Consider the following 25,184-nt stretch of genomic DNA (forward strand, 5'->3'; position numbering starts at 1 on the left):
ACCGAGCCATGCACAACAACAATAAAGAGCTGACCCTCAGCGCCCCGCTCAGCGGCCCGGTGCTCACGCTCGCCAAAGTCCCGGACGCAGTGTTCGCCAGCGGCGCAATGGGCGACGGCATTGCCATCGACCCGATCAATGACACCCTGTACTCGCCGTGTGCCGGGGTGATCATCCACGTTGCACGCACCGGCCATGCACTGACCGTGCGCGCTGACAACGGTGCGGAAATCCTTCTGCACCTGGGCCTCGACACGGTTGAGTTGAACGGCGAAGGCTTCTCGATGCTGGTCAAGGAAGGCTTGCGGGTGAGCAAAGGCCAGCCGCTGTTGCGCTATGACCTGGACAAGGTCGGACAACAATGCAAAAGCCTGGTCAGCTTGTTGATCCTGACCAACAGCCAGGATTTTCAGGTAAGGCCGATCACACTCAAAGCAGTGAAAGTTGGCGAGCCGTTGCTGCACATTGTTGCGCGCAACAGTTCGGCGGCGAATGTTGAAGAACTCGGCGGGCCTGAAGTTCATGGGCATGTGTTGGTGGCTCATCGCGGAGGTTTGCATGCGCGCCCCGCCGCATTGATTCGGCAGACCGCGCAAGGCTTCAAGAGCCAGTCGCAACTGCACTTCGCCGGTAAATCGGCGCCGTGCAACAGCCTGATCGGTTTGATGGGGTTGGCGATTGGCGAGCAGGACGAAGTGCAAGTCAGCTGTCAGGGTTCGGACGCCGAAGCCGCACTGCAAGCCTTGCTCACGGCATTGGCCACGGCGTTGCCGGACGATCATCACGCTGCGGCGCCGGTCAGTGTTGCCCCGCTGAAACGTCCGGCCGAAGCCGGGATATTGCACGGCGTGTGTGCTGCGCCGGGTCTGGTCGGTGGACCGTTGTTTCGCTTGAACGCGATCACGCTACCGGTGGATGCGGGTAACCATGATCCGCTTGAGCAACAACAGACTCTTGAAACCGCGTTGAATCAGGTACGCCGCGAGATCGACGGCACACTCGTTCAAGCGAAAAAACAGCGGAACGCCGACGAAGAAGCGATCTTCGCCGCGCACCTGGCACTGCTGGAAGACCCGGCCCTGCTCGATGCCGCACAACAATCCATCGAGCAAGGCACAGCAGCGACTCATGCCTGGAGTCAGTCGATTGATGTCCAGTGCGAAGTGCTTCAGCACACCGGCAGCGCGCTGCTGGCCGAACGCGCCAACGACTTGCGCGACCTCAAGCAACGGGTGCTGCGTGCCCTGCTCGGCGAAGCCTGGCATTACGACGTGCCGGCCGGTGCAATCGTCGCCGCTCATGAGCTGACGCCGTCGGATCTGCTGCAACTGAGCGCGCAAGGTGTTGCGGGTCTGTGCATGGCTGAGGGTGGCGCGACTTCGCATGTGGCGATTCTGGCACGCGGTAAAGGTTTGCCGTGCATGGTGGCGTTGGGTTCGACGTTACTTGATCAGCCGCAGGGCCAAGCGGTGGTGCTTGATGCGGATGGTGGGCGCCTCGAACTGGCACCGAATGCCGAACGTCTGGCTGAAGTTCAGCAAGCGCAAATTGACCGCCAGCAGCGCCGCGATGCTCAACAAGCCAAAGCTCATCTGCCGGCCGAAACCCGGAATGGCGTACACATCGAAGTGGTCGCCAATGTTGCTTCCAGCAGCGAGGCGGCGGACGCCTTTGCCAACGGCGCCGACGGCGTCGGTCTGTTGCGCACCGAGTTTCTGTTCGTTGATCGCCAGACCGCGCCGGACGTCGAAGAACAGCGCAGCGCCTATCAAGCCGTCATCGATGCGATGGGCGACAAATCGGTGATCATCCGCACCATCGACGTCGGCGGCGACAAGCAACTCGACTATCTGCCACTGCCGGCTGAGGCCAACCCGGTGCTCGGCTTGCGCGGCATTCGGCTGGCTCAGGCGCGTCCGGAAATCCTCGACCAGCAACTGCGTGCGCTGCTGCAAGTCAGCCCGTTGCAACGCTGCCGGATCCTCTTGCCGATGGTCACCGAAGTCGACGAACTGCTGCACATCCGTCAGCGCGTCGATGCCTTGTGTCTGGAACTGGGCATCAGCCAACGCCCGGAAATCGGCGTGATGATCGAAGTCCCCGCCGCCGCGCTGCAAGCCGAGCAACTGGCCGAACACGCCGACTTCCTCTCGATCGGCACCAACGATCTGTCGCAATACACCTTGGCCATGGACCGCGATCACGCCGGCCTCGCCGCCCGCGTCGACGCCCTGCACCCGGCGCTGCTGCGCCTGATCGCCATGACCTGCGAAGGCGCGGCGGTGCACAAACGTTGGGTCGGCGTCTGCGGCGCCCTCGCCTCGGACCCTTTGGCAACACCAGTGCTGATCGGCCTCGGCGTCACCGAACTGTCGGTGAGCCCGGTGCAGATCGGTGAAATCAAGGATCGCGTGCGCCAGTTGCACGAAGCCGAATGCCAACGCCTCGCCCTCGACCTGCTCAAGCTGAGCAGCGCCTCTGCGGTGCGTCACGCCTGCCATCAACATTGGCCTCTGCGCTAACAAAAAGCTCTCTATAAAAGAGCAGGGAGAACCACCATGTACCAACTCTTCATCGAAGGCCTGCAACGCCTCGGCCGTGCACTGATGCTGCCAATCGCGATCCTGCCGATTGCCGGCCTGCTGCTGCGTCTGGGTGACACCGACCTGCTGAACATCGCGATCATTCACGATGCCGGCCAGGTGATCTTCGCCAATCTGGCGATGATCTTCGCCATCGGCATCGCCGTCGGTTTCGCCAAGGACAACAACGGCACCGCAGGGCTGGCCGGGGTGATCGGTTACCTGGTGATGATCTCCACGCTCAAGGTGCTCGACGCGAGCATCAACATGGGCATGCTCGCCGGGATCGTCAGCGGTCTGATGGCCGGCGCGCTGTACAACCGCTTCAAGGACATCAAGCTGCCGGAGTACCTCGCCTTCTTCGGTGGCCGGCGTTTTGTGCCGATCGTCACCGGATTCGCGGCAGTTGGTCTCGGCGTGGTGTTCGGCTACATCTGGCCGCCGATCCAGCACGGCATCAACAGCTTCGGCGCACTGATGATGGAAAGCGGCAGCCTTGGCGCCTTCGTCTTCGGCGTGTTCAACCGCCTGCTGATCGTCACCGGCCTGCACCACATCCTCAACAATATGGCGTGGTTCGTCTTCGGCAACTTCACTGATCCAACCACAGGTGCGCTGGTGACTGGCGATCTGTCGCGCTACTTCGCCGGTGATCCGAAGGGTGGCCAGTTCATGACCGGCATGTTCCCGATGATGATCTTCGGCCTGCCGGCTGCGTGCCTGGCGATGTACCGCAACGCCCTGCCGGAACGACGCAAGGTCATGGGCGGGATCTTTCTGTCGATGGCACTGACGTCTTTCCTGACCGGGGTGACTGAGCCAATCGAATTCGCCTTCATGTTTCTGGCGCCGCTGTTGTACCTGCTGCATGCCCTGCTGACCGGGCTGTCGATGGCGATCACCAATGCGCTGAACATCCATTTGGGCTTCACGTTCTCTGGCGGCTTTATCGACATGGTCCTCGGTTGGGGCCGCTCAACCAATGGCTGGCTGGTGATTCCGGTGGGGCTGGCTTATGCGGTCATCTATTACGTAGTGTTCGATTTCTGCATCCGCCGTTTCAATCTGAAGACACCGGGGCGTGAGGATGTGGCGGTTAGTGAAAAAGCCGTACTGACTGAAAACGAGCGCGCCAGTGCCTACATCAAGGCACTCGGTGGTGCAGAGAATCTGCTGACTGTCGGCGCGTGCACAACGCGTCTGCGTCTGGAGATGGTCGATCGCAACAAGGCCTCGGATGCAGATCTGAAAGCGCTGGGGGCAATGGCGGTCGTGCGCCCGGGCAAGGGCGGCAGTTTGCAGGTTGTTGTCGGGCCAATGGCGGACAGCATTGCTGATGAGATTCGCCTGGCAATGCCGGCATTGGGGCGTGCGCTGGTGGCCGCATCAGCAGTGGTTATCGATGAACCGAAGACGGTTGTGGTCGCAGGTTCTGAAGCCCAGCAATGGTTGAATGCGCTGGGCGGCGTCGACAACGTGCTGCAACTGGACTGCATTGCGATGAGCCGGATTCGCTTGCAACTGGCGGATGGCAAGGCGTTGTCCGAGGCTCAGTTGAAAGAGCTGGGCTGCCAGGGTGTCAGCCAGTTGGAAGGTGGCGTCTGGCATCTGTTGGTGGGTGACAAGGCTGCAAGCTTGAGCGGAGCGCTTGAAGCGCTGGTCAATCGCAGCGAAGTCAGCGCCAAGGTTTAAATCAGAGCCGCCCTCTGTAGGAGCTGCCGAAGGCTGCGATCTGTTGATATTTAGAAGCAAACCAAAAGATCGCAGCCTCGTTTCAGTCGACAGCGCCTACTGAGGATTCAGCTTACTTGGCGGCGATACACTCAATTTCCATTCGAGCATCGTAGGCCAGTTGATTACCGCCAAAAGCACTGCGCGCCGGGTACGGTTTCTTGAAGTAGTCCTTGTACACCTCATTGAACGCTGGCCATTCCTTGATATCAGCCAACATCACCGTGCACTTGATCACGTCTTTCAATTCATAACCATTAACTTGAAGCGTGTGCTTGATGTTATCCAGTGCCTGGCGCGATTCAGCTTCGATGCCGCCAGGGACCACTTTGTCAGACCCTGCCTTGTCGCCGATTTCCCCCGAGGTGTAGAACACATTGCCTGCACGCACACCATCGGAAAACGGCAGATTGAAACGCCCGGAATCATAGAATTGAACATTGCCTTCGGAGCCGGAATTCCCCCGTTCCGTGTCCGCACATCCCGTCAACGTCACCGTTAAAACGCTGACTGCCATCCATAGAAGTTTTTTCACTGTTCCATCCTTAGTCCAATCGAATATCGGGCACGCGTGAATGACCGACTCAACGGCCATCCATCAAAACCCGTCCTTACAAGAAATTCCTGCCCGGCTAATAAGCTGGAAACAGCAAGCCGGCCGGCATGGTAGCGAGGACTCCCGTGCAGTAGTCGCAAATACACAACCGGTGGCAATTCAGAGCCTCCTATGAGGGGCAGCCTTGTTACCAGCGGCACTTCAGTCACGTTCGTAAATGCGCTTCGCCAGCAAACCTGTCCCACAGGAGAAAGGATTTCAGACTGCGAGAGCGAGCTTGCTCGCGAAGGACGATGACGCGGTGAGCCTGATGAGTCAGGTTTGTGGGTCGACCCGGTCCAGTGCTCGGTTTACTGCCAATTCAGCGAGCATGACGATTTGCTGGATGCCCAGTGCCGTGCTGCGCTGCGCACCGGTTAACTCGTTGGCAAAGTTGCTGGCGGCGGCGCTAGCCGAGGCCAGCGATTCGCAGGCGTGGGCGAGCAGGCTTTCGGTGTCGATACCGGGATGGACGAGGAACATCGTGCTGGGTCGGCGAGGTTTTGCGGGGTCGGGACAGAGGTAAAAGTCGAGGGCGCGCTTGATGGCTTCGCGGTTTCGGACCATTTCTTCGGCGTGGAGGGCTTCTTCGAGTGGGGTTGTGGTTTCGTGGGGTGGATCTGGAACAACTTTATCGGACATAAAAACTCTGCTCGCAATTGGAGCCATCCGTAACCATTTCTCACGTGGCAAAGGGTGGCAGCTATGTGCGGAGTGAGAAACCGGTGAGCAGAAAACCGGCCAGACCAAAGTCTGCCCGCACACAGCCGCCATAGAGCATTGCGACAGCTAATTAGCCGGCGGCAATTATGATCGTACTGATGCTAGTTTCAAGCTCGGCGGGTTCTCACACCCGATCACTGAACCTTCAGCGACAGACAGAGCCTAGAGAGCGGACGTCCGACGGACAACCTGAAAACATCGTGGGAAGGTTCTGCTATTTCGACACAGATTTAAACAGACCAAATCTCTACGTTGACTGGATTGCCCCCATCGCCAGCAGGCTAGCTCCCACAGTGGGTTTTGTGTGCATTCCGCTAGAGAAAGGGCGGCTGTCAGGGCGCCATCGCTGGCAAGCCAGACTCCCACAGGGATTGGGTACATCTGCGATTTTTTGGTCGGCTGTGAGGTCGCTATCGCGAGCAGGCTCACTCCTACATGTTGGACTAAGTGCATCTGCAAGAAAAAGGTCGGCAGTAAGGCCAGCTCCCAAAGTTTCGATTCGCGAACACCCCGCGGCAAAGCCGCCCCACTCAACAGGCCGAGCGTTAGCTCGCCTGCAGCCCTTGATCTCAGAGCCCGTCGGAAGGCTGAGTGGAGGGATTGATCCGGGGGTGGGAGCGCAGCGACCGTTTGGCGCAGCCAAATGCATCGAGAGGAGGTGCAGCGCAGCAAACCGTAGGCGATGCGCCCGGATCAATTCCGGAGCGAAGGAACCCGAGCCTAAGCGAGGGCCGAACGTCAGGGTAAAGCCTTTTGGGTTACCTTTTCGGCGTTTGGAAAAGGTGACCCGCCGTAAGGGCGGAACCCTGAGCGGCCGTTACCGCAGAAATGGATATGTACCCGGTCAGTCAGAACATCATTACCTGCACAGGCGCCATCGCTGGCAAGCCAGCTCCCACACTGTCGGCACTGTCAACTGTCAGGTCTGACAGTTGACCGACTGGACTGAAATTAATACGTTGATTAAATCAGGTCGTTTTCAAGTCGTAGCCTCGATAAACCTGCACTCAATTCATAAAGGATGACTGCGACATGGCAAAGAAAATGACGGACGCTGAACAACGAGAACACCTGATAAAAACCTACAGAGAACTCGATGCAAACCAGGACGGAAGCATAACCATCGAGGAATTCACCAAAGGGACCAAGGGCTACGGCAAGACACTCAGAGAGTCAGTCTGGGCTGAATTCAATCGGAATCATGATGACGGCCTCAGCCTGGAAGAATATCTGGATAGCCAAAATACAAAACCCACTGAATAGTCACTGCCAAGCCGACATCCCTGGCAAGCCAGGCTACCGCAGGGGTTGAGTACACCTGCGGGTGATTGGTTGGCTGTGAGGTCGCTATCACGAGCAGGCTCACTCCTACAGGTGGATGTGTTCAGTCTGCTACAGATTGGTCGGCTATCAGGCCGCCATCGCTGGCAAGCCAGCTCCCAAAGTTTCGATTCGCGAACACCCCGCGGCAAAGCCGCCCCACTCAACAGGCCGAGCGTTAGCTCGCCTGCAGCCCTTGATCTCAGAGCCCGTCGGAAGGCTGAGTGGAGGGATTGATCCGGGGGTGGGAGCGCAGCGACCGTTTGGCGCAGCCAAATGCATCGAGAGGAGGTGCAGCGCAGCAAACCGTAGGCGATGCGCCCGGATCGATCCCGGAGCGAAGGAACCCGAGCCTAAGCGAGGGCCGTGCGTCAGGGCACAGACCTTTGGTTACTTTGGGGCGTTTGCCAAAGTGACCCGCCGTAAGGGCGGAACCCTGAGCGGCCGTTACCGCAGAAATGGATATGTACTCAGTCAGAAAGAAATCCATCGTCTGAACGGCCGCCATCGCTGGCAAGCCAGCTCCCACAGTGGGATCAATTGGCATACAAAATCGGGGACAACAAAAAACCCGCAGACAATCACTCATCTGCGGGTTTCCCGTTTCAGCAGCAAGAAAGATCAGAAATCTTCCAGCCGCCACACCTCATAAGCCGGCGTCTCGTAGGGATGGCTCAACTTCAGAGCCGCCACTACCGCAGGAATCAACTCATCCGCCACCACAAGCTCAACCTTCCACTCCTCAACCCGCTCAACCTGCCCCGCCTCACCCATAAACGGCTGACTGCCGTCCAACGGTCGAAACTGGCCCAAACCAAGCACCTGCCACGCACAGTGATCATAGTCACCGATCCGCCCACCACCGGCAGCGAACACAGCCCCTTTGACCACCTCGACATGACTGTCAGGAACAAAAAACGCGAGCTTGTACACGACGCTTAGTTCACCCACACACGAGCGTTACGGAACATACGCATCCAAGGTGCGTCCTCGTTCCAGTCCTCCGAACGCCACGAGTTCTGCACGGCACGGAACACACGCTCCGGGTGCGGCATCATGATCGTCACACGGCCATCACGGCTGGTGAGACCGGTGATCCCGCGCGGCGAACCGTTCGGGTTGGCCGGATAACGCTCGGTGACCTTGCCATGGTTGTCGACGAAACGCATCGCCACGCAACCCGACAGATCGGCTTCCAGCAGTGCTTCTTCGCTGGAGAACTCGGCGTGACCTTCACCGTGAGCAATGGCGATCGGCATACGCGAACCGGCCATGCCCTGCAGGAAGATCGAGTTCGATTCCTGGATCTGCACCATCGCCACGCGCGCTTCGAACTGCTCGGAGCGGTTGCGCACGAAGTGCGGCCAGAACTCGCTGCCCGGAATCAGTTCGTGCAGGTTGGACATCATCTGGCAACCGTTGCACACACCGAGGGTGAAGCTGTCGTTTCGCTCGAAGAAACCCTGGAACGCATCGCGGGCACGGCTGTTGAACAGTGCCGACTTGGCCCAGCCTTCACCGGCGCCGAGAACGTCGCCGTAGGAGAAACCACCGCAAGCCACCAGACCTTTGAACTCGTTCAGGTCGACACGGCCGGCGAGAATGTCGCTCATGTGCACGTCGATCGCGTTGAAACCGGCGCGGTCGAACGCAGCGGCCATTTCCACCTGACCGTTGACGCCCTGCTCACGCAGCACGGCAACCTGTGGGCGGATGCCTTTCTTGATGTAAGGCGCAGCGATGTCCTGATTGACGTCGTAGCTCAGCTTGACGCTCAAGCCCGGATTGTCTTCTTCCAGCAGCACGTCGAACTCTTGTTCGGCGCAGTCGGCGTTGTCGCGCAGACGCTGGATCTGATAGCTGGTCTCGGCCCACTGACGTTGCAGCAGACGACGCTGGCCTTCGAACACGGTGTCACCGTTGAAGGTGATGTTGATCTGGCCATTGTTGATCGGCTGACCGATCACGGAAACGCAGTCGCCCAGACCGGCGGCGCTGAATTGCGCGAGGATGTCTGGCGTGGCGTCCTGACGAACCTGGATGACGGCACCCAGTTCTTCGTTGAACAGGATCGCGGCGATTTCCGCCGAGGACTCGGCAACGCTGTCCAGGTTCAGGCTCAGACCGCAGTGACCGGCGAAAGCCATTTCCACCACGGAAGTCAGCAGACCACCGTCGGAACGGTCGTGGTAAGCCAGCAGGTGACCGTCGGCGTTGAGGCCCTGGATCACTGCGAAGAAGGCTTTCAGGTCTTCGGCGTCATCAACGTCCGGAGCATGTTTGCCGAGCTTGCCGTGAACCTGAGCAAGGATCGAGGCGCCCATGCGGTTCTGACCGCGACCGAGGTCGATCAGGATCAGGTCGGTGGTGCCCTTGTCCATGCGCAGTTCTGGGGTCAGGGTCTGACGGATGTCAGCCACTGGCGCGAAACCGGTCACGATCAGCGACATCGGCGAGGTTACGGTTTTTTCTTCGCCGTTGTCGTTCCAACGGGTGGCCATGGACATCGAGTCCTTGCCCACCGGAATGGTAATGCCCAGCTCAGGGCACAGTTCCATACCGACCGCTTTCACGGTGTCGTACAGACGCGCGTCTTCGCCCGGGTGGCCGGCAGCCGACATCCAGTTCGCCGACAGTTTGATGTCGGAGATCTTGTTGATGCGCGAAGCGGCAATGTTGGTCAGGGTTTCGCCGATGGCCATGCGGCCCGACGCCGGAGCGTCCAGCAGTGCCAGCGGAGTACGCTCGCCCATCGCCATCGCTTCGCCGGTGTAGACGTCGAAACTGGTGGCGGTGACGGCAACGTCGGCCACCGGAACCTGCCATGGGCCAACCATTTGGTCACGGGCAACAAGGCCGGTGATGGTGCGGTCGCCGATGGTGATCAGGAAGCTCTTGCTGGCGACTGCCGGATGATGCAGAACGCGTTCGATGGACTCGCTGATGTCGAGGTTCGACGGATCGAAGTCATCGCCCAGTTCGGCTTCACGGGTTACCGAACGGTGCATGCGCGGAGCTTTACCCAGCAACACTTCCAGTGGCATATCCACCGGGTTGTTGCCGAAGTGGCTGTCGGTCACGGTCAGTTGCGGTTCGGCGGTGGCTTCACCGACGACGGCAAACGGGCAGCGCTCGCGTTCGCAGATCGCCTGGAAGCGTGCGAAGTCTTCCGGGCCGACGGCCAGAACGTAACGTTCCTGGGATTCGTTGGACCAGATTTCGTGCGGGGCCATGCCCGGCTCGTCGTTTGGAATGTTGCGCAGTTCGAAACGGCCACCGCGGTCGCCGTCGTTGACCAGTTCCGGGAAGGCGTTGGACAGACCGCCCGCGCCGACGTCGTGGATGAAGCTGATCGGGTTCTTGTCACCCAGTTGCCAGCAACGGTCGATGACTTCCTGGCAACGACGCTCCATTTCAGGGTTTTCACGCTGCACGGAAGCGAAGTCCAGATCCGCCGAGCTGGTGCCGGTGGCCATGGAGGAGGCAGCGCCGCCACCCAGACCAATCAGCATCGCCGGGCCGCCGAGCACGATCAGCTTGGAGCCGACGACGATCTCGCCTTTCTTGACATGTTCTTCGCGGATGTTGCCCATACCGCCGGCCAGCATGATCGGCTTGTGGTAACCGCGAACTTCGTCACCGTGCGGGGTGGTGATCGACTGTTCGAAGGTACGGAAGTAACCGGTCAGGGCCGGACGGCCGAATTCGTTGTTGAACGCGGCGCCGCCGAGCGGGCCCTCGATCATGATGTCCAGCGCGGTGACGATGCGCTCAGGCTTGCCGTACGGCACTTCCCATGGCTGTTCGAAGCCCGGGATCTGCAGGTTGGACACGGTGAAACCGGTCAGGCCAGCCTTTGGCTTGGCGCCACGACCGGTTGCGCCTTCGTCACGAATTTCGCCACCGGAACCGGTAGACGCGCCCGGGAACGGGGCAATCGCGGTCGGGTGGTTGTGGGTTTCAACCTTCATCAGGATGTGCACCGGCTCCTGCACCGCGCCGTACTGGCGGGTTTCCGGATCCGGGAAGAAGCGGCCGGCGACGTTGCCGACGATCACCGAAGCGTTGTCCATATAAGCGGACAGCACGCCATCGCTGTGCATCTGATAGGTGTTCTGGAACATGCCGAACAGGCTTTTTTCCTGGCTCTGGCCATCAATATCCCAACTGGCGTTGAAGATCTTGTGGCGGCAGTGCTCGGAGTTGGCCTGGGCGAACATCATCAGTTCGATGTCGTGCGGGTTGCGCATGAGACCGTTGAAGGCGTCGACCAGATAGTCGATCTCGTCTTCAGCCAGGGCCAGGCCCAGCTCGGTGTTGGCTTTTTCCAGCGCGGCGCGACCGCCACCGAGGATGTCGATCGCCGTCAGCGGCTTCGGTTCGGCGTGGCTGAACAGACCGGCGGCCTGTTCCAGATTGGCCAGAACGATTTGCGTCATGCGGTCATGCAGGACATCGGCAATCTGCCGGGCTTCGGCTTCGCTGAACTGACCGGCAACGTAGAACGCGATACCGCGCTCCAGACGCTGGATCTTGCTCAGGCCGCAGTTGCGAGCGATGTCGCTGGCCTTGCTCGACCATGGCGAGATGGTGCCGAAACGCGGCAACACCAGGAACAGACGGCCGGTCGGCTCTTGTACCGGAACACTTGGGCCGTACTTCAGAAGGCGCGCAAGCACCTGCTGTTCGTCGCCGGTCAGGACGCCGGTAACTTCGGCGAAGTGAGCGAATTCAGCATACAAGCAACTGACAGCCGGAACCTTCTGGCTCAGTTGCTCAAGGAGTTTGCTGTGGCGAAAGGCAGAAAGGGCAGGAGCGCCGCGCAGGATCAACATCTTCGGGACAGCCTCGGGAAGGGGTGTGCTTTGAGGCCGTGCATTCTAGCCTAAACCGCCCTCAACATCACCCGAAACGCTACGCACGGTTGCACTGCGATGTCGATCTGTGTTTCTGCCTTGAGAGTCAAATTTACCCGGGGTGTGACGACGGCTTATTTTTACTGTAACAAAATGCCCTACGGCCCCATTCCTGCGGGGTTTCGGTCAGTTTTGTGATCTCTAGCAGACCTGCCCTCAACTGTCGAGATATGGCGCCCGTGGTCCTTTGCGTATACTGCGCAAATGTTTTTCCCAACGGCTTTGCGTCCGCGGTACGCCAAATGGCTGATCGCAACCGGACTCTTCCTGATGCTCGGTGGCTGTGTTGATAAACCCAACACACTCGAGCGCGTAAAGGAGGATGGTGTGCTGCGGGTGATTACCCGTAACAGCCCCGCCACCTACTTTCAGGATCGCAGCGGTGAAACCGGCTTCGAATACGAGCTGGTGAAGCGTTTCGCCGACGATTTGGGTGTGGAACTGAAGATCGAGACCGCCGACAACCTCGACGACCTGTTTGACCAGATCGGTAAACCGAACGGCCCGGTCCTGGCTGCAGCCGGCCTGGTCAGCAGCGAACAACGCAAGAAACAGGTGCGGTTCTCCCACTCCTACCTTGAAGTCACTCCACAGATCATTTATCGCAACGGCCAGTCACGGCCGACCGACCCCGGTGATCTGGTCGGCAAGAAGATCATGGTGCTCAAGGGCAGCACCCACGCCGAACAACTGGCCGAGCTGAAAAAGAAATATCCGGGCATCGAATACGAAGAATCCGACGCCGTCGAGGTAGTCGACCTGCTGCGCATGGTCGACGAAGGTCAGATCGACCTGACACTGGTCGACTCCAACGAAGTGGCGATGAATCAGGTGTACTTCACCAACATTCGCGTAGCCTTCGACCTCGGTGACGCGCGCAGCCAGAGCTGGGCCGTGGGCCCGGGTGAAGACAACAGCCTGCTCAACGAGATCAACGCCTATCTCGACAAGGTGCAGAAAAACGGCACCCTGCAACGCCTGAAAGATCGCTATTACGGGCATGTCGACGTCCTCGGCTACATGGGCGCCACGACGTTTGCCCAGCACTTGCAGCAGCGCCTGCCCAAGTACGAACAGCACTTCAAGACCTACGCCAAGAAAGAAAAAGTCGACTGGCGCCTGCTCGCCGCGATCGGTTATCAGGAATCGCTGTGGCAACCGACGGTCACTTCGAAAACCGGCGTACGCGGCTTGATGATGCTGACGCAGAACACCGCTCAGGCGATGGGCGTATCCAATCGTCTGGATCCGAAGCAAAGCATCATGGGCGGCGCCAAGTACCTCGCCTACATGAAGGATCAGCTCGACGATTCGATTCAGGAGCCGGATCGCACCTGGTTTGCCCTGGCGGCGTATAACGTCGGCAGCGGTCACCTGGATGACGCGCGCAAACTGGCATCCCGCGAAGGCCTGAATCCGGACAAGTGGCTGGATGTGAAGAAGATGCTGCCGCGCCTGTCGCAGAAGCAGTGGTACAGCAAGACCCGCTACGGCTACGCCCGGGGCGGCGAGCCAGTGCACTTTGTGGCGAACATCCGTCGTTATTACGACATTTTGACTTGGGTGACCCAGCCGCAGCTTGAGGGCGATCAGGTCGCTGAAGGCAATCTGCATGTGCCAGGGATCGACAAATCGAAACCGGCGCAAGAACCTGCCCCGCTCTAACAAACACCCCAAAAACAAATGTAGGAGTGAGCCTGCTCGCGAAGGCGTCGTGTCAGTCGACATCATTGTTGACTAATACACCGCTTTCGCGAGCAGGCTCGCTCCCACAGGGGATATGCCTCGGCCTTTAACCTTTCAAAGCAGCAGCCAGGATCAGCGCCTTCATCTCGGAGACGGCAGACTTGAAGCCAACGAACAACGCATGCGCCACCAGCGCATGGCCGATGTTCAGTTCGTTGATACCCTTGATCGCCGCCACGGCTTCGACGTTGTGGTAGTGCAGACCATGACCGGCATTGACGATCAGCCCCTGCGCCAGACCAAACGCCACGCCGTCCGCCACACGCTTGAGCTCTTCAGCCACTTCAGTCGGGGTTTCGGCATCGGCATAACGCCCGGTGTGCAGCTCGATCGCTGGAGCGCCTACGCGCTTCGACGCGGCAATCTGGCGCTCATCGGCGTCGATGAACAGCGACACTTCGCTGCCGATCTTCGACAGACGCTCAACCGCTGCCCTGATGCGCTCTTCCTGCCCTGCCACGTCCAGACCGCCCTCGGTGGTCAGTTCCTGGCGGGTTTCCGGTACCAGGCAAATGTGCGCCGGGCGGATGCGCTCAGCGAACGCCATCATTTCTTCGGTGACGCCCATTTCGAAGTTCATACGGGTTTGCAGCACATCCTTGAGCAGCAGTACGTCACGCTCTTGAATGTGTCGGCGGTCTTCACGCAGGTGCACAGTGATGCCGTCGGCGCCCGCCTCTTCTGCGTCGAGCGCAGCCTTGACCGGATCCGGGTAGCGCGTACCACGGGCCTGACGCAGGGTGGCGACGTGGTCGATGTTCACGCCAAGAAGAATGCGATTGCTGGTGGTCACGGATGCGCGCTCCTGAAGAAAAAGATTCGGCGCACAGCATACGGTGAGATCAGGGCTTGCGAAACAGCTCCCGGCTAACAAGGGGACGACCGCCCAGATGAACGGCCAGTGCCTGACGCATCAGGCGTTTGGCCGCGGACAGTGCGCCGGGCGCCGACCAGTCGGCTTCGGCCATGGCTAGCAATTCAACGCCGTTGAACAGACCCGGTTGCAACAGGAAGACGCGCTCGAGTCCTGCGTCCACTTGCAGGCGATAGAGGCCATCCGCAGCGATCGGTTCGCCATGAATATCGGTGTTCAGGGAGAAACCGTAACCGAGGTCATCCAGCAGGCGCCATTCGAAGGAGCGCAATAACGGTTCCAGCGGCCGGCCTTCGGCCAGTGCCAACAACGTTGCGGCGTAATGATCGAACACCGCCGGATGCGGGTCTTCAGCGGGGAGCAAACGGATCAGCAACTCATTGAGGTAGAGACCGCTGAACAGCGCCTCGCCGACCATCCAGGTCGCGTTACCGGCACTTTCCATGCGCCCGACGTTCTTCAGCTCACCCTTGCCACGAAACTCCACTTCCAGCGGCACGAACGGTCGCGCCAAGGTCCCGGCCTTGCCCCGCGCACTGCGCAATACCGCCCGCAGCCGACCTTGCGGCGTGAGGAAGTCGACCAGCGCGCTGGTTTCGCGATAGGCGCGCGAATGCAGAACGTAGGCGGGTTGGGCGGGAGGTGGGTTTTGCGACATTGAGTTCTCGATGAAGAAACGCAGTTTTACACACAACCCAAAACCACTGTGGGAGCGAGCCTGCTCGCGAAAGCGGAGTGACAGTCAACATCAATGCTGAATGTTACATCCCCTTCGCGAGCAGGCTCGCTCCCACAGTAGGTAAAGGTGTTCTGGAGATCGACGCGGTTACAAGTCGCCGTAACCCAGCGAACGCAGTGCACGCTCGTCGTCGGACCAGCCGCCCTTCACCTTGACCCACAGGTTGAGCATGATCTTGGAGTCGAACAGCAGCTCCATGTCCTTGCGCGCTTCGGTGCCGATGCGTTTGATGCGCTCGCCCTTGTCGCCAATGATGATCTTCTTCTGGCCATCACGCTCGACGAGAATCAGCGCGTGGATGTGCAGCGTCTTGCCCTGCTGCTTGAACTCTTCGATCTCGACAGTGATCTGGTACGGCAGCTCGGCGCCCATCTGGCGCATGATTTTCTCGCGTACCAGTTCAGCGGCGAGGAAACGGCTGCTGCGGTCGGTGATCTGGTCTTCCGGGAAAAAGTGATCGTTCTCCGGCAGGTGATCGGCAATGACCTTTTCCAGCGCGTCGAGGTTGTGCCCGTGCTGCGCCGAAATCGGAATGATCTGGGCGTTCGGCAACTGTTCCTGCAACCACGACAGGTGCGGCATCAGCTCGGCCTTGTCTTCGATGCGATCGGTCTTGTTCAGCGCGACGATCAGCGGGCCTGTTACGTACTGCACGCGCTCCAGGACCATCTGGTCTTCTTCGGTCCACTTGGTGCGGTCGACCACGAAGATCACCACGTCGACGTCTTTCAACGCTGCCGAGGCGGTTTTGTTCATGTAACGGTTCAGGGCCTTTTCGCCACCCTTGTGCATACCGGGGGTATCGACGTAGATCGCCTGCACGTCACCTTCGGTCTTGATCCCGAGCATGTTGTGACGAGTGGTCTGCGGCTTGCGCGAGGTGATCGCAAGCTTCTGGCCGAGGATGTGGTTCAACAACGTCGACTTGCCGACGTTGGGACGGCCGACGATGGCAACATAGCCACAGCGAGTTGCGTTTGTATCAGTCATTGCCATTCTCCACGCCCAGGGCAATCAGTGCTGCGGCGGCCGCTACCTGTTCGGCAATACGACGGCTCACACCCTGACCTCGGCTTTTTTCATTCAGTAAGACAACTTCGCACTCGACGAAGAAGGTTCGGCAGTGCGGTTCACCCTGGATATCCACCACTTCGTAACGAGGCAGTTCGCAACCGCGTGATTGCAGGTGTTCCTGCAGACGGGTCTTGGGATCCTTGTTGGTGTCGACCAGCGTCAGCCCTTCGAACTCGCCGGCCAGCCAGGCCAGAACGCGTTCGCGAGCGACATCCATACCGGCATCGAGGTAGATGGCACCGATCAACGCTTCGAGGGCATCGGCCAGGATCGACTCGCGACGAAAACCGCCGCTTTTCAGTTCACCGGAGCCCAGACGCAGGTAATCACCAAGGTCGAAACCACGCGCCAGTACGGCCAGCGTCTCACCTTTTACCAGGCGTGCGCGCAAACGCGACAACTGGCCTTCACGGGCCAGCGGAAAACGATCGAACAGCGCCTCACCGGCAACGAAGTTGAGGATGGCATCGCCGAGAAACTCCAGACGCTCATTGTTGCGCCCGGCAAAACTGCGGTGCGTAAGGGCCAGAAGCATCAGCTCCTGGTCCTTGAAGGTGTAACCGAGCTGACGCTCGAGACGACTTAATGAGGCGCTCACGGTTTACCCACGCTGAGATCAAAGCTGGATTCCACCGCCATCGCCGGGATACGGCGCAGGCCTGGGACAATTAACGCTGTGTTCAAAAATTAAATCCTGGCTGTAGCGAAGCCGATTGTGCCGGCTCCAGAAATGCATTCGGCGCTGTGGTCAACAGCGCCGTGTGTGATTACTTGATCAGGCCAACCCGAGAGAAATTCGGTAGATGACTGAATTTCGGATCCGGCCAGCTCATCCAGACCGCGAAGGCCTTGCCGACGATATTCTGGTCGGGAACCATGCCCAGCAGATCCTTGGGAATGTTCGGATCATCCCAGAAGCGGCTGTCGTTCGAGTTGTCGCGGTTGTCGCCCATCATGAAGTAGTGCCCGGCAGGCACGGTCCAGGTATGGTCAGGAATGGCGCGGTTGCGGTTCATTTCCTTGCGAATCAGATGCTCGGCGGCGCCGAGTTTCTCTTTGTACAACTCGGCAGTGCCGAGCATGCCCGGCTCGGAACCGGCCAACTGTTCGGCAACCGACTCGCCATTGACGAACAGACGCTTGTCGGCGGTGTAGCGCACGGTGTCGCCCGGCAGGCCGACTACACGCTTGATGTAGTTGACGTTCGGGTCGCTCGGGTAGCGGAACACCATCACATCGCCGCGCTGCGGATCACCGACTTCGATGATTTTCTTGTCGATCACCGGCAGGCGGATCCCGTAAGAAAACTTGTTCACCAGAATGAAGTCGCCGACGTCCAGGGTCGGTTTCATCGAGCCGGACGGGATCTGGAACGGTTCCACGAGGAACGAACGCAGGACCAGCACGATGAACAACACCGGGAAGAACGACTTGCCGTATTCAACCAGCAGCGGCTCTTTGTTCAGTTTCTCGACCACCACGATATCGGGTTGGCTGACACTGCCTTGATAAGAGGCAATGGCAGCACGCCGACGCGGCGCCAGAATCAGCAGATCGAGCAACGCCAACAGGCCGCAGACGAACACGGCGATGACCAGCAACAGCGGGAAATTTAGTGACATAGGACCTAACTATCCAACCTGAGCACTGCAAGGAAGGCTTCTTGTGGAATTTCCACGTTACCGACTTGCTTCATGCGTTTTTTACCGGCCTTTTGCTTCTCGAGCAGTTTCTTCTTACGGCTGACGTCACCACCGTAGCATTTGGCCAATACGTTCTTTCTGAGTGCCTTGACGGTTGTCCGTGCAACGATCTGACCACCAATGGCAGCCTGGATAGCCACGTCGAACATCTGACGAGGAATCAGCTCTTTCATCTTCTCGGTCAACTGGCGACCTTTGTAGTGCGAGTTGTCACGGTGCACGATCAATGCAAGAGCATCGACCTTGTCGCCGTTGATCAGCACGTCCAGTTTCACCAGATTAGCCGATTGGTAACGATCGAAGTGGTAGTCCAGCGAAGCATAGCCGCGGCTGGTGGATTTGAGACGGTCGAAGAAGTCGAGGACCACTTCGTTCATCGGCAAGTCGTAAGTGACCTGCACCTGATTGCCGAGGAACAGCATGTCGACTTGAACGCCACGCTTCTCGATGCACAGGGTAATGACGTTGCCCAGGTGCTCTTGCGGCACAAGAATGTTGGCGCGCACGATCGGCTCGCGCATGTCTTCGATCGATGACACATCCGGCAGCTTGGATGGGTTGTCGACGTAAATCGTTTCACCGGTTTTCAGCACCAGTTCGAAGATTACCGTCGGCGCTGTGGTGATCAGGTCCAGGTCGTACTCGCGCTCGAGGCGCTCCTGGATGATTTCCATGTGCAGCATGCCGAGGAAGCCGCAACGGAAGCCGAAGCCCAGTGCATCGGAGCTTTCCGGGGTGTATTGCAGTGACGAGTCGTTGAGGGTCAGCTTCTGCAGCGCTTCGCGGAAATCCTCGAAGTCATCGGAGCTGACCGGGAACAGACCGGCGTAAACCTGTGGCTGGATGCGTTTGAAGCCTGGCAGCACTTCAACGTCCGGCGTCGAGCTCAGGGTCAGGGTGTCACCGACCGGTGCACCGTGAATGTCCTTGATGCTGGCGATGATGAAGCCCACTTCACCGGCCTTGAGATCAGCGGTGGCGGTGTGTTTCGGATTGAACACACCAACGCTGTCGACCAGATGGATCTTGCCGGTGGACTTGACGAGGATCTTGTCGCCCTTCTTCACGCGGCCATGACGCACGCGCACCAGGGAGACAACGCCCAGGTAGTTGTCGAACCAGGAGTCGATGATCAACGCTTGCAGCGGATCTTCGATGTTGCCGGTCGGCGCAGGAATGGTGTGCACCAGACGCTCGAGCACTTCGTCGACACCCAGGCCGGTTTTGGCGCTGCAGGTGACGGCGTCGGTGGCGTCGATGCCGATGATCTTTTCGATCTCGTCCTTGACGCGATCAGGATCGGCCTGCGGCAGGTCGATCTTGTTCAGCACCGGCATGACCTCGAGGCCTTGCTCGATAGCGGTGTAGCAGTTGGCCACGGACTGGGCTTCAACACCCTGACCGGCATCGACCACCAGCAACGCACCTTCACACGCGGCCAGGGAACGGCTGACTTCGTAGGTGAAGTCGACGTGGCCCGGGGTGTCAATGAAGTTCAGCTGATACTTGATGCCGTCTTTGGCAGTGTAATAAAGGGTGACGCTGTGGGCTTTGATGGTGATCCCGCGTTCACGCTCCAGATCCATGGAATCCAGTACCTGGGCTTCCATTTCACGCTCGGCCAGGCCGCCGCACATCTGGATGAAGCGATCGGCCAGCGTCGACTTGCCATGGTCAATGTGGGCGATGATGGAGAAATTGCGGATATGACTCAAATCACTCACGGATCAACACTCAAAAAGGCTGCAGGCATGGCCCGCCGAAAAATAGCCGGGAATTGTACCTGATACACGGCGCAAGCGTCACGTTCGCCTGTCACCCGGATGGCATGCAAAAACGCCCCGGTCTGTCGACCGAGGCGTTTTCAGGGTTTAAACGATGGATGAAAGCTTGTTCATCAACCGGCTCGTCGCAGCAACCAGACACCCGCGAGCGCACAGACACCGGCCGGCACCAGCACCGCAAACAGCGGCGAGAAACCGAACACCAGGCTCGAAGGGCCGAGCAAATCCTGGACGATACGGAAGGTGAAGCCCACCAATACGCCGGTGAACACCCGCTGACCGAGGGTCACCGAACGCAGCGGACCGAAGATGAACGAAATGGCCATCAGCACCAGCGCCGCAGTCACCAACGGTTGCAACACCTTGACCCAAAATGCCAGCCAGTAACGGCCGTTGCTCAAGCCTTGCTCGGAGAGATAGTGGATGTAACCCCACAGACCGCTGATCGACAGCGATTCCGGGGCCATGACCACAGTGCTCAGCAGTTGCGGGCTCAACGCCACGTCCCACTGCTCGCTCGGGGTATTGACGACTTCAGTGCTGCGTTCATGAAACAGCGTGGTGGCAACGTCGGTAAGCTGCCATTTGGTGCCGTCGAATTCAGCCTTTTTGGCGAAACTCGAACTCAACAGATGGCGCTCCTTGTCGAAGTGATAGCGGGTCACGCCATACAACAGACCGTTCGGCTGAACGGCGTTGATGTGGATGAACTCCTCACCCTGACGATGCCACATACCGTGCTTGGCACTTTGGGCGTCGCCGCTGCCCTGAGCCAGCGAGCGATTGGCCTGAGCCATGCTTTCGGTGGCTGGAGCGACGTATTCGCCGATCAACACACCGGCCAGCATCAGCACCAGCATCGGTTTCATCACCGCCCAGACGATACGGCCGATAGACACGCCAGCGGCACGCATCACGGTCAGTTCGCTGCTGCTGGCCAGACTGCCGAGGCCGATCAGGCAGCCAATCAACGCCGCCATCGGCAGCATTTCATAGAGCCGGCGTGGCGCGGTCAGCAAGACGAAACTCAGGACATCCATCAAGGTGTAGGTGTCGCTGACGTCACTCATCTCATCGATGAAGGCAAACAGGGTTGCCAGACCGAGAATGATTGCCAGCACGGCGATGATCGCCATGAACACGCTGCTGCCGATGTAGCGGTCGAGTTTAACCACGGGCCACCTCCAGCGCAGCGGCGCGACGGCTGGCCATCTTCAGACGCAAAGGCTCCCAGTAAAGCAGACCGAGGCCGATGAACAGGAAGATCGCGTGCACCCACCACAAGCCGAGCGCCGGGGGGATCTTGCCTTTTTCAAGGGCGCCGCGGGCGGCAATCAGGATGGTCAGGTAAGCCATATAAAGAAGAATCGCCGGCAGAAGCTTGAGGAAACGCCCTTGACGCGGATTGACTCGCGACAACGGCACCGCCATCAAGGTCACGATAAATACCAGCAATGGCAGGGACAGACGCCATTGCAGTTCGGTTTTCGAGCGAATGTCGTCACTGCCCAGCAAAGACGAGGTCGGCATGGCGTCACGGTCGGTGACTTCTTCGCTGACGTCCGGTTTAGGTAGCAGCACACCGTAGGTTTCGTAATGAATGGCGCGGTAATCAGCCAGTCCCGGGCTGCCGTCGTAGCGGTAGCCGTTGTCGAGGATCAGGTAGCGATTGCCGTCGGGACGGACTTCCTGACGGCCCTTTTCGGCCACCAGCACAGAAATCCCGCGGTCCTTCTGATCGGCGCCGAGGTTCTTCTGCGAGATGAACACGCTACCCAGGTTGACGCGATCGTCGCTCAGGGTCTCGGTGTACGTCACCCGGGTGCCGTCACGCAGGGCCTGGAAGCGACCGGGTTCAAGGGTGTCGAACTCGGTCAGCGCGTCCTGTTTGTTCAGCAGCAGTTGGAACTGATTGGCGCCTTGCGGGGCCAGCCCCAGGCTCAACCATGCCACGACCAGTGCCACCAGCGTCGCCGGAAACAGGGTCATGCGCAGCAGGCGCTGCTGACTCATGCCGGTGGCCGAGAGCACGGTCATTTCGCTTTCGAGGTACAGGCGACCGTAGGCCAGCAGTATCCCGAGGAACAGACCCAGCGGCAGAATCAGTTGCAGGAAGCCCGGCAGGCGAAAGCCCATGATCAGGAACAACGAACCCGGATCGAGCTGGCCGGCGGCGGCCTGAGCGAGGTATTTGATGAAGCGACCGCTCATGATGATGACCAACAGCACGGCACTCACGGCGCTGAGGGTCAACAGGACTTCGCGGGACAGATAACGGAAGACGATCAAACCAGACACTCCAGGGTTGTCAGGCTAAGGCGGCCAAACAAGCAAACACATCGACCGGCCCGCAACGCAGAGCCGTCGAAAAAAGATGCGGCATTATCCTGTGATTGGGGGCGCCTGTCACTGCGCACACTCATCGGCGTGTGCATTACGTTGAAGATCGTACAACCGAGGGTTGTCAGGCGCGGGGAGCGAGGTTCAAACTGCGGCCCTTGTCGCAGGCTTTGGCCTGCGCCTCTTCTATCTATAAGCAGGCGACTGCGGACTCCGTCGAACGCCTGCATGTTGACCATTCATTCAGGGATCCGGACATGGAACTGGTTGTAAAAAGCGTTAGCCCAGAAACGTTGAAAACCGCCACCCTGGTGGTTGCCGTCGGCGAAGGCCGCAAACTCGGTGTCGCCGCCAAGCAGGTCGACGAACTGAGCGGCGGCGCGATCAGCGCGGTACTCAAGCGTGGCGATCTGGCCGGCAAAGTTGGCCAAAGCCTGCTGCTGCACAGCCTGCCGAACCTGAAAGCCGAACGCGTGCTGCTGGTCGGCGTGGGCAAGGATGAAGAACTGGGCGACCGTCCGTTCCGCAAAATCGTTGCCGGCATCCTCAACACGCTGAAAGGCCTGGGCGGCAGCGATGCCGTTTTGGCGCTGGATGAAATTATTGTCAAAAACCGCGACAGCTACGGCAAGACCCGTCTGCTGGCTGAAACGCTGGTCGACGGCGAATACACCTTCGACCAGTTCAAGAGCCAGAAAGCCGAGCCGCGCGCGCTGAAGAAAATCACCCTGCTGACCATCAAGGCTGCACAAGCCGAAGTGCAACGCGCTGTGAATCACGCCACTGCGATCGCCAACGGCATGGCGTTCACCCGCGATCTGGGCAACCTGCCGCCGAACATCTGCCACCCGACGTTCCTTGGCGAACAAGCCAAGAACCTCGGTAAAGAGTTCAAGGATCTGAAAGTCGAAGTGCTCGACGAGAAGAAGATCAAGTCGCTGGGCATGGGCTCGTTCTACGCCGTCGGCCAAGGCAGCGCCCAGCCGCCGCGCCTGATCGTCATGCAATACAACGGCGGCAAGAAGTCCGAGAAGCCGTACGCACTGGTCGGTAAAGGCATCACCTTCGATACTGGCGGCATCAGCCTGAAGCCGGGCGCCGGCATGGACGAAATGAAATACGACATGGGCGGCGCTGCCTCCGTGTTCGGTACCCTGCGCGCCGTGCTTGAGCTGAAACTGCCGATCAATCTGGTGTGCATCCTCGCCTGCGCGGAAAACATGCCGAGCGGCAATGCGACCCGTCCCGGCGACATCGTCACCACCATGAGCGGCCAGACCGTGGAAATCCTCAACACCGACGCCGAAGGCCGTCTGGTGCTGTGCGATGCCCTGACCTACTCCGAGCGCTTCAAGCCACAAGCAGTGATCGACATCGCCACCCTGACCGGTGCCTGCGTGGTTGCCCTGGGTGCTCACACCTCGGGCCTGCTGGGCAACAATGACGAACTGATCAATCAACTGCTCAGCGCCGGCAAGACTGCCGATGACCGTGCCTGGCAACTGCCGCTGTTCGACGAGTACCAGGAACAACTGGACAGCCCGTTTGCCGACATCGCCAATATCGGCGGGCCGAAGGCCGGCACCATCACCGCTGCCTGCTTCCTGTCGCGCTTCACCAAGAACCTCAACTGGGCGCACCTGGATATCGCTGGTACCGCATGGACTAGCGGCGGCAAGGACAAGGGCGCCACTGGCCGTCCGGTTCCGTTGCTGACTCAATACCTGCTGGATCGCGCCAAAGCCTGAAACCGATGAACCTCGGCGGCGCTGCCTTCGGGTGGCGCCGTTCAAGGCTCAGGAACCGCAATGACCAAAGTCGACTTCTATATCCTGCCCAGCGCCGATCCGTCGGCACGCCTGGATTTTGCCTGCAAGCTCACCGAAAAAGCCTGGCGCATGGGCCACCGCATCTACCTGCATTGCAGCGACGCGGCCCAGCGTGATGAGCTCGATGCGCGCCTGTGGGCCTTCAAGGGCGAAAGCTTCGTGCCCCACGGCCCTGCCGACAGCGAACCGGACGGTTTGATTGTGTTGGGTTTGGGCGATGACTGCGGCGAGCATCAGGATTTGCTGGTCAATCTCGACCTGAAAGTCCCGGTCTTCGCCAACAAGTTCGCCCGAGTGGCGGAAGTAGTGGTTGAAGACCCGACCATTCGAGCCGCGGCGCGGGAGAGTTTTCGCTTCTACCGCGAACAGGGCTATCCTCTGCAAGATCACCGTTTACAGCGACTCTGAGCACTCCAATGGACACTCCGAAACCGCAGCAAAAGTCCGCTCACCTGCTGGACGATCTCGAATCGATCCGTCAGTTGCTCGGCGACGACAACCTGCAACCGCCCTTGCTGACCGATACGGTCGATGACGGTGAACAGGAACAGATTCCGATGCTGTTCGACTCGGTTGGCAACGAGCCGCCGGCCGTCGAACCGCCACCCGCTCCAGCCCCGACACCCGTTGCGAAACCGGTGCCCCCTGTGGATAAAGGCCCGGACGCCCTGCTGCACCTGGACAGCGAACTGCGCGCTGCCGCGCAATTGATCATGCAAGACGTGATCGACGACTTCGCCCCGCACATCGAAACCGAAATCAAACGCCGCCTCGACGCGCGCATGGAACGGTTGCTCAGCCAGTACGAATAACCCGGCCTCAGGTATTTTTTGTGGCGAGGGAGCTTGCTCCCGCTGGGGTGCGAAGCGCCCCCAAAACCATTCAACAGTGTTTTGTCCGCGAAGCTTGCGTGGCAGTGTTTACGACTGCTGCGCAGCCGAGCGGGAGCAAGCTCCCTCGCCACAGAGTTCGCGATCACATTTAGATCTCCATCCGGCCCGCCCCGCTCGCCCTGCGCCCCATGCCCCGCTATACTTCCCGGCTTTTCCTGAATAAATGCCAATAGGGTCCCGCCGCGCATGGATAAGACCTACCAGCCGCACGCCATTGAAACTTCCTGGTACAACACCTGGGAGTCCGAGAACTACTTCGCACCGCAAGGCGCGGGCGATTCCTACACCATCATGATCCCGCCGCCGACCGTCACCGGCAGCCTGCACCGGGGTCA

At 59.5% G+C, this 25,184-nt stretch carries 20 protein-coding genes; 8 read left to right on the plus strand and 12 right to left on the minus strand.

Going from position 1 to position 25,184, the window contains the following annotated elements; genetic code table 11:
- The first annotated feature begins 8 nt into the window (after positions 1-8).
- Both ptsP and nagE read left to right on the plus strand, forming a co-directional pair.
- Positions 9-2,522 carry a phosphoenolpyruvate--protein phosphotransferase gene (ptsP, locus tag ACIOWE_RS20940; RefSeq protein WP_401395320.1) on the plus strand — a complete coding sequence of 838 codons (2,514 nt, stop codon included), beginning with the start codon at positions 9-11 and terminating at the stop codon, positions 2,520-2,522.
- A gap of 36 nt (positions 2,523-2,558) precedes the next feature.
- On the plus strand, positions 2,559-4,274 hold the full coding sequence (nagE, locus tag ACIOWE_RS20945) for an N-acetylglucosamine-specific PTS transporter subunit IIBC (RefSeq protein WP_401395323.1): 1,716 nt from the start codon (positions 2,559-2,561) through the stop codon (positions 4,272-4,274).
- A gap of 112 nt (positions 4,275-4,386) precedes the next feature.
- Here nagE and ACIOWE_RS20950 read toward each other — a convergent pair whose 3' ends face one another.
- Positions 4,387-4,848 (minus strand): RidA family protein, encoded by a 462-nt coding sequence (locus ACIOWE_RS20950; RefSeq protein ID WP_401395326.1) that lies wholly within the window; start codon positions 4,846-4,848, stop codon positions 4,387-4,389.
- A 336-nt stretch (positions 4,849-5,184) separates the two neighbouring features.
- Positions 5,185-5,550, minus strand: a complete 366-nt coding sequence (locus ACIOWE_RS20955; protein ID WP_401395329.1) for a DUF6124 family protein — start codon at positions 5,548-5,550, stop codon at positions 5,185-5,187.
- Positions 5,551-6,663: 1,113 nt separating this feature from the next.
- On the opposite strand from ACIOWE_RS20955, the gene ACIOWE_RS20960 reads away from it, so the two are divergent.
- The gene (locus ACIOWE_RS20960; protein ID WP_401395332.1) at positions 6,664-6,894 is read left to right on the plus strand and encodes an EF-hand domain-containing protein; all 231 of its coding nucleotides are present in this window, start codon (positions 6,664-6,666) and stop codon (positions 6,892-6,894) included.
- A 678-nt stretch (positions 6,895-7,572) separates the two neighbouring features.
- Here the strand turns inward: ACIOWE_RS20960 and ACIOWE_RS20965 are convergent.
- Together ACIOWE_RS20965 and purL are read right to left on the minus strand one after the other, a co-directional pair.
- On the minus strand, positions 7,573-7,884 hold the full coding sequence (locus ACIOWE_RS20965; protein WP_401395335.1) for an NGG1p interacting factor NIF3: 312 nt from the start codon (positions 7,882-7,884) through the stop codon (positions 7,573-7,575).
- A 5-nt stretch (positions 7,885-7,889) separates the two neighbouring features.
- Positions 7,890-11,786: a phosphoribosylformylglycinamidine synthase gene (gene purL, locus ACIOWE_RS20970; protein ID WP_401395338.1), complete on the minus strand. Its 3,897-nt coding sequence runs from the start codon at positions 11,784-11,786 to the stop codon at positions 7,890-7,892.
- Positions 11,787-12,071: 285 nt separating this feature from the next.
- Between purL and mltF the strand changes: the two genes are divergently transcribed.
- Complete coding sequence (gene mltF / locus ACIOWE_RS20975) at positions 12,072-13,532, plus strand: membrane-bound lytic murein transglycosylase MltF (protein WP_401395341.1); 1,461 nt, start codon at positions 12,072-12,074, stop codon at positions 13,530-13,532.
- 127 nt (positions 13,533-13,659) lie between these two features.
- On the opposite strand, the gene pdxJ is transcribed toward mltF, so the two are convergent.
- From pdxJ to lptF, 8 genes are all read right to left on the minus strand, one after another.
- Positions 13,660-14,406, minus strand: a complete 747-nt coding sequence (gene pdxJ, locus ACIOWE_RS20980; RefSeq protein ID WP_065118207.1) for a pyridoxine 5'-phosphate synthase — start codon at positions 14,404-14,406, stop codon at positions 13,660-13,662.
- A gap of 49 nt (positions 14,407-14,455) precedes the next feature.
- Positions 14,456-15,145 (minus strand): DNA repair protein RecO, encoded by a 690-nt coding sequence (recO, locus tag ACIOWE_RS20985; RefSeq protein WP_201235097.1) that lies wholly within the window; start codon positions 15,143-15,145, stop codon positions 14,456-14,458.
- Between the two features lie 168 nt (positions 15,146-15,313).
- On the minus strand, positions 15,314-16,216 hold the full coding sequence (era, locus tag ACIOWE_RS20990) for a GTPase Era (protein ID WP_003221935.1): 903 nt from the start codon (positions 16,214-16,216) through the stop codon (positions 15,314-15,316).
- Positions 16,209-16,898, minus strand: coding sequence for a ribonuclease III (gene rnc, locus ACIOWE_RS20995; RefSeq protein ID WP_103306375.1), 690 nt, complete (start codon positions 16,896-16,898; stop codon positions 16,209-16,211). Before rnc ends, era begins: the two co-directional genes overlap by 8 nt.
- 169 nt (positions 16,899-17,067) lie before the next feature.
- A complete protein-coding gene (gene lepB, locus ACIOWE_RS21000) occupies positions 17,068-17,922 on the minus strand; it encodes a signal peptidase I (RefSeq protein ID WP_213027637.1) in 855 nt (284 codons plus the stop codon).
- A gap of 5 nt (positions 17,923-17,927) precedes the next feature.
- Positions 17,928-19,727, minus strand: a complete 1,800-nt coding sequence (lepA, locus tag ACIOWE_RS21005; protein WP_016986097.1) for a translation elongation factor 4 — start codon at positions 19,725-19,727, stop codon at positions 17,928-17,930.
- Positions 19,728-19,900: 173 nt separating this feature from the next.
- The gene (gene lptG, locus ACIOWE_RS21010; protein WP_401395347.1) at positions 19,901-20,962 is read right to left on the minus strand and encodes an LPS export ABC transporter permease LptG; all 1,062 of its coding nucleotides are present in this window, start codon (positions 20,960-20,962) and stop codon (positions 19,901-19,903) included.
- Positions 20,955-22,076: an LPS export ABC transporter permease LptF gene (gene lptF, locus ACIOWE_RS21015; RefSeq protein ID WP_401395350.1), complete on the minus strand. Its 1,122-nt coding sequence runs from the start codon at positions 22,074-22,076 to the stop codon at positions 20,955-20,957. Before lptF ends, lptG begins: the two co-directional genes overlap by 8 nt.
- 308 nt (positions 22,077-22,384) lie before the next feature.
- Between lptF and ACIOWE_RS21020 the strand changes: the two genes are divergently transcribed.
- The 4 genes from ACIOWE_RS21020 to ACIOWE_RS21035 form a co-directional block, all read left to right on the plus strand.
- The gene (locus tag ACIOWE_RS21020) at positions 22,385-23,875 is read left to right on the plus strand and encodes a leucyl aminopeptidase (protein ID WP_201235101.1); all 1,491 of its coding nucleotides are present in this window, start codon (positions 22,385-22,387) and stop codon (positions 23,873-23,875) included.
- A 60-nt stretch (positions 23,876-23,935) separates the two neighbouring features.
- Entirely contained in the window at positions 23,936-24,364 is a 429-nt protein-coding gene (locus ACIOWE_RS21025) for a DNA polymerase III subunit chi (RefSeq protein WP_401395353.1), read from the plus strand.
- 8 nt (positions 24,365-24,372) lie between these two features.
- Positions 24,373-24,768, plus strand: coding sequence for a DNA polymerase III subunit chi (locus tag ACIOWE_RS21030; RefSeq protein ID WP_401395356.1), 396 nt, complete (start codon positions 24,373-24,375; stop codon positions 24,766-24,768).
- A gap of 267 nt (positions 24,769-25,035) precedes the next feature.
- A partial coding sequence (locus ACIOWE_RS21035) for a class I tRNA ligase family protein (RefSeq protein WP_401395388.1) occupies positions 25,036-25,184 on the plus strand: 149 nt, incomplete at its 3' end.

It is taken from the genome of Pseudomonas sp. NPDC087598 (genome assembly GCF_044743525.1).
Taxonomy (GTDB): Bacteria; Pseudomonadota; Gammaproteobacteria; order Pseudomonadales; family Pseudomonadaceae; genus Aquipseudomonas.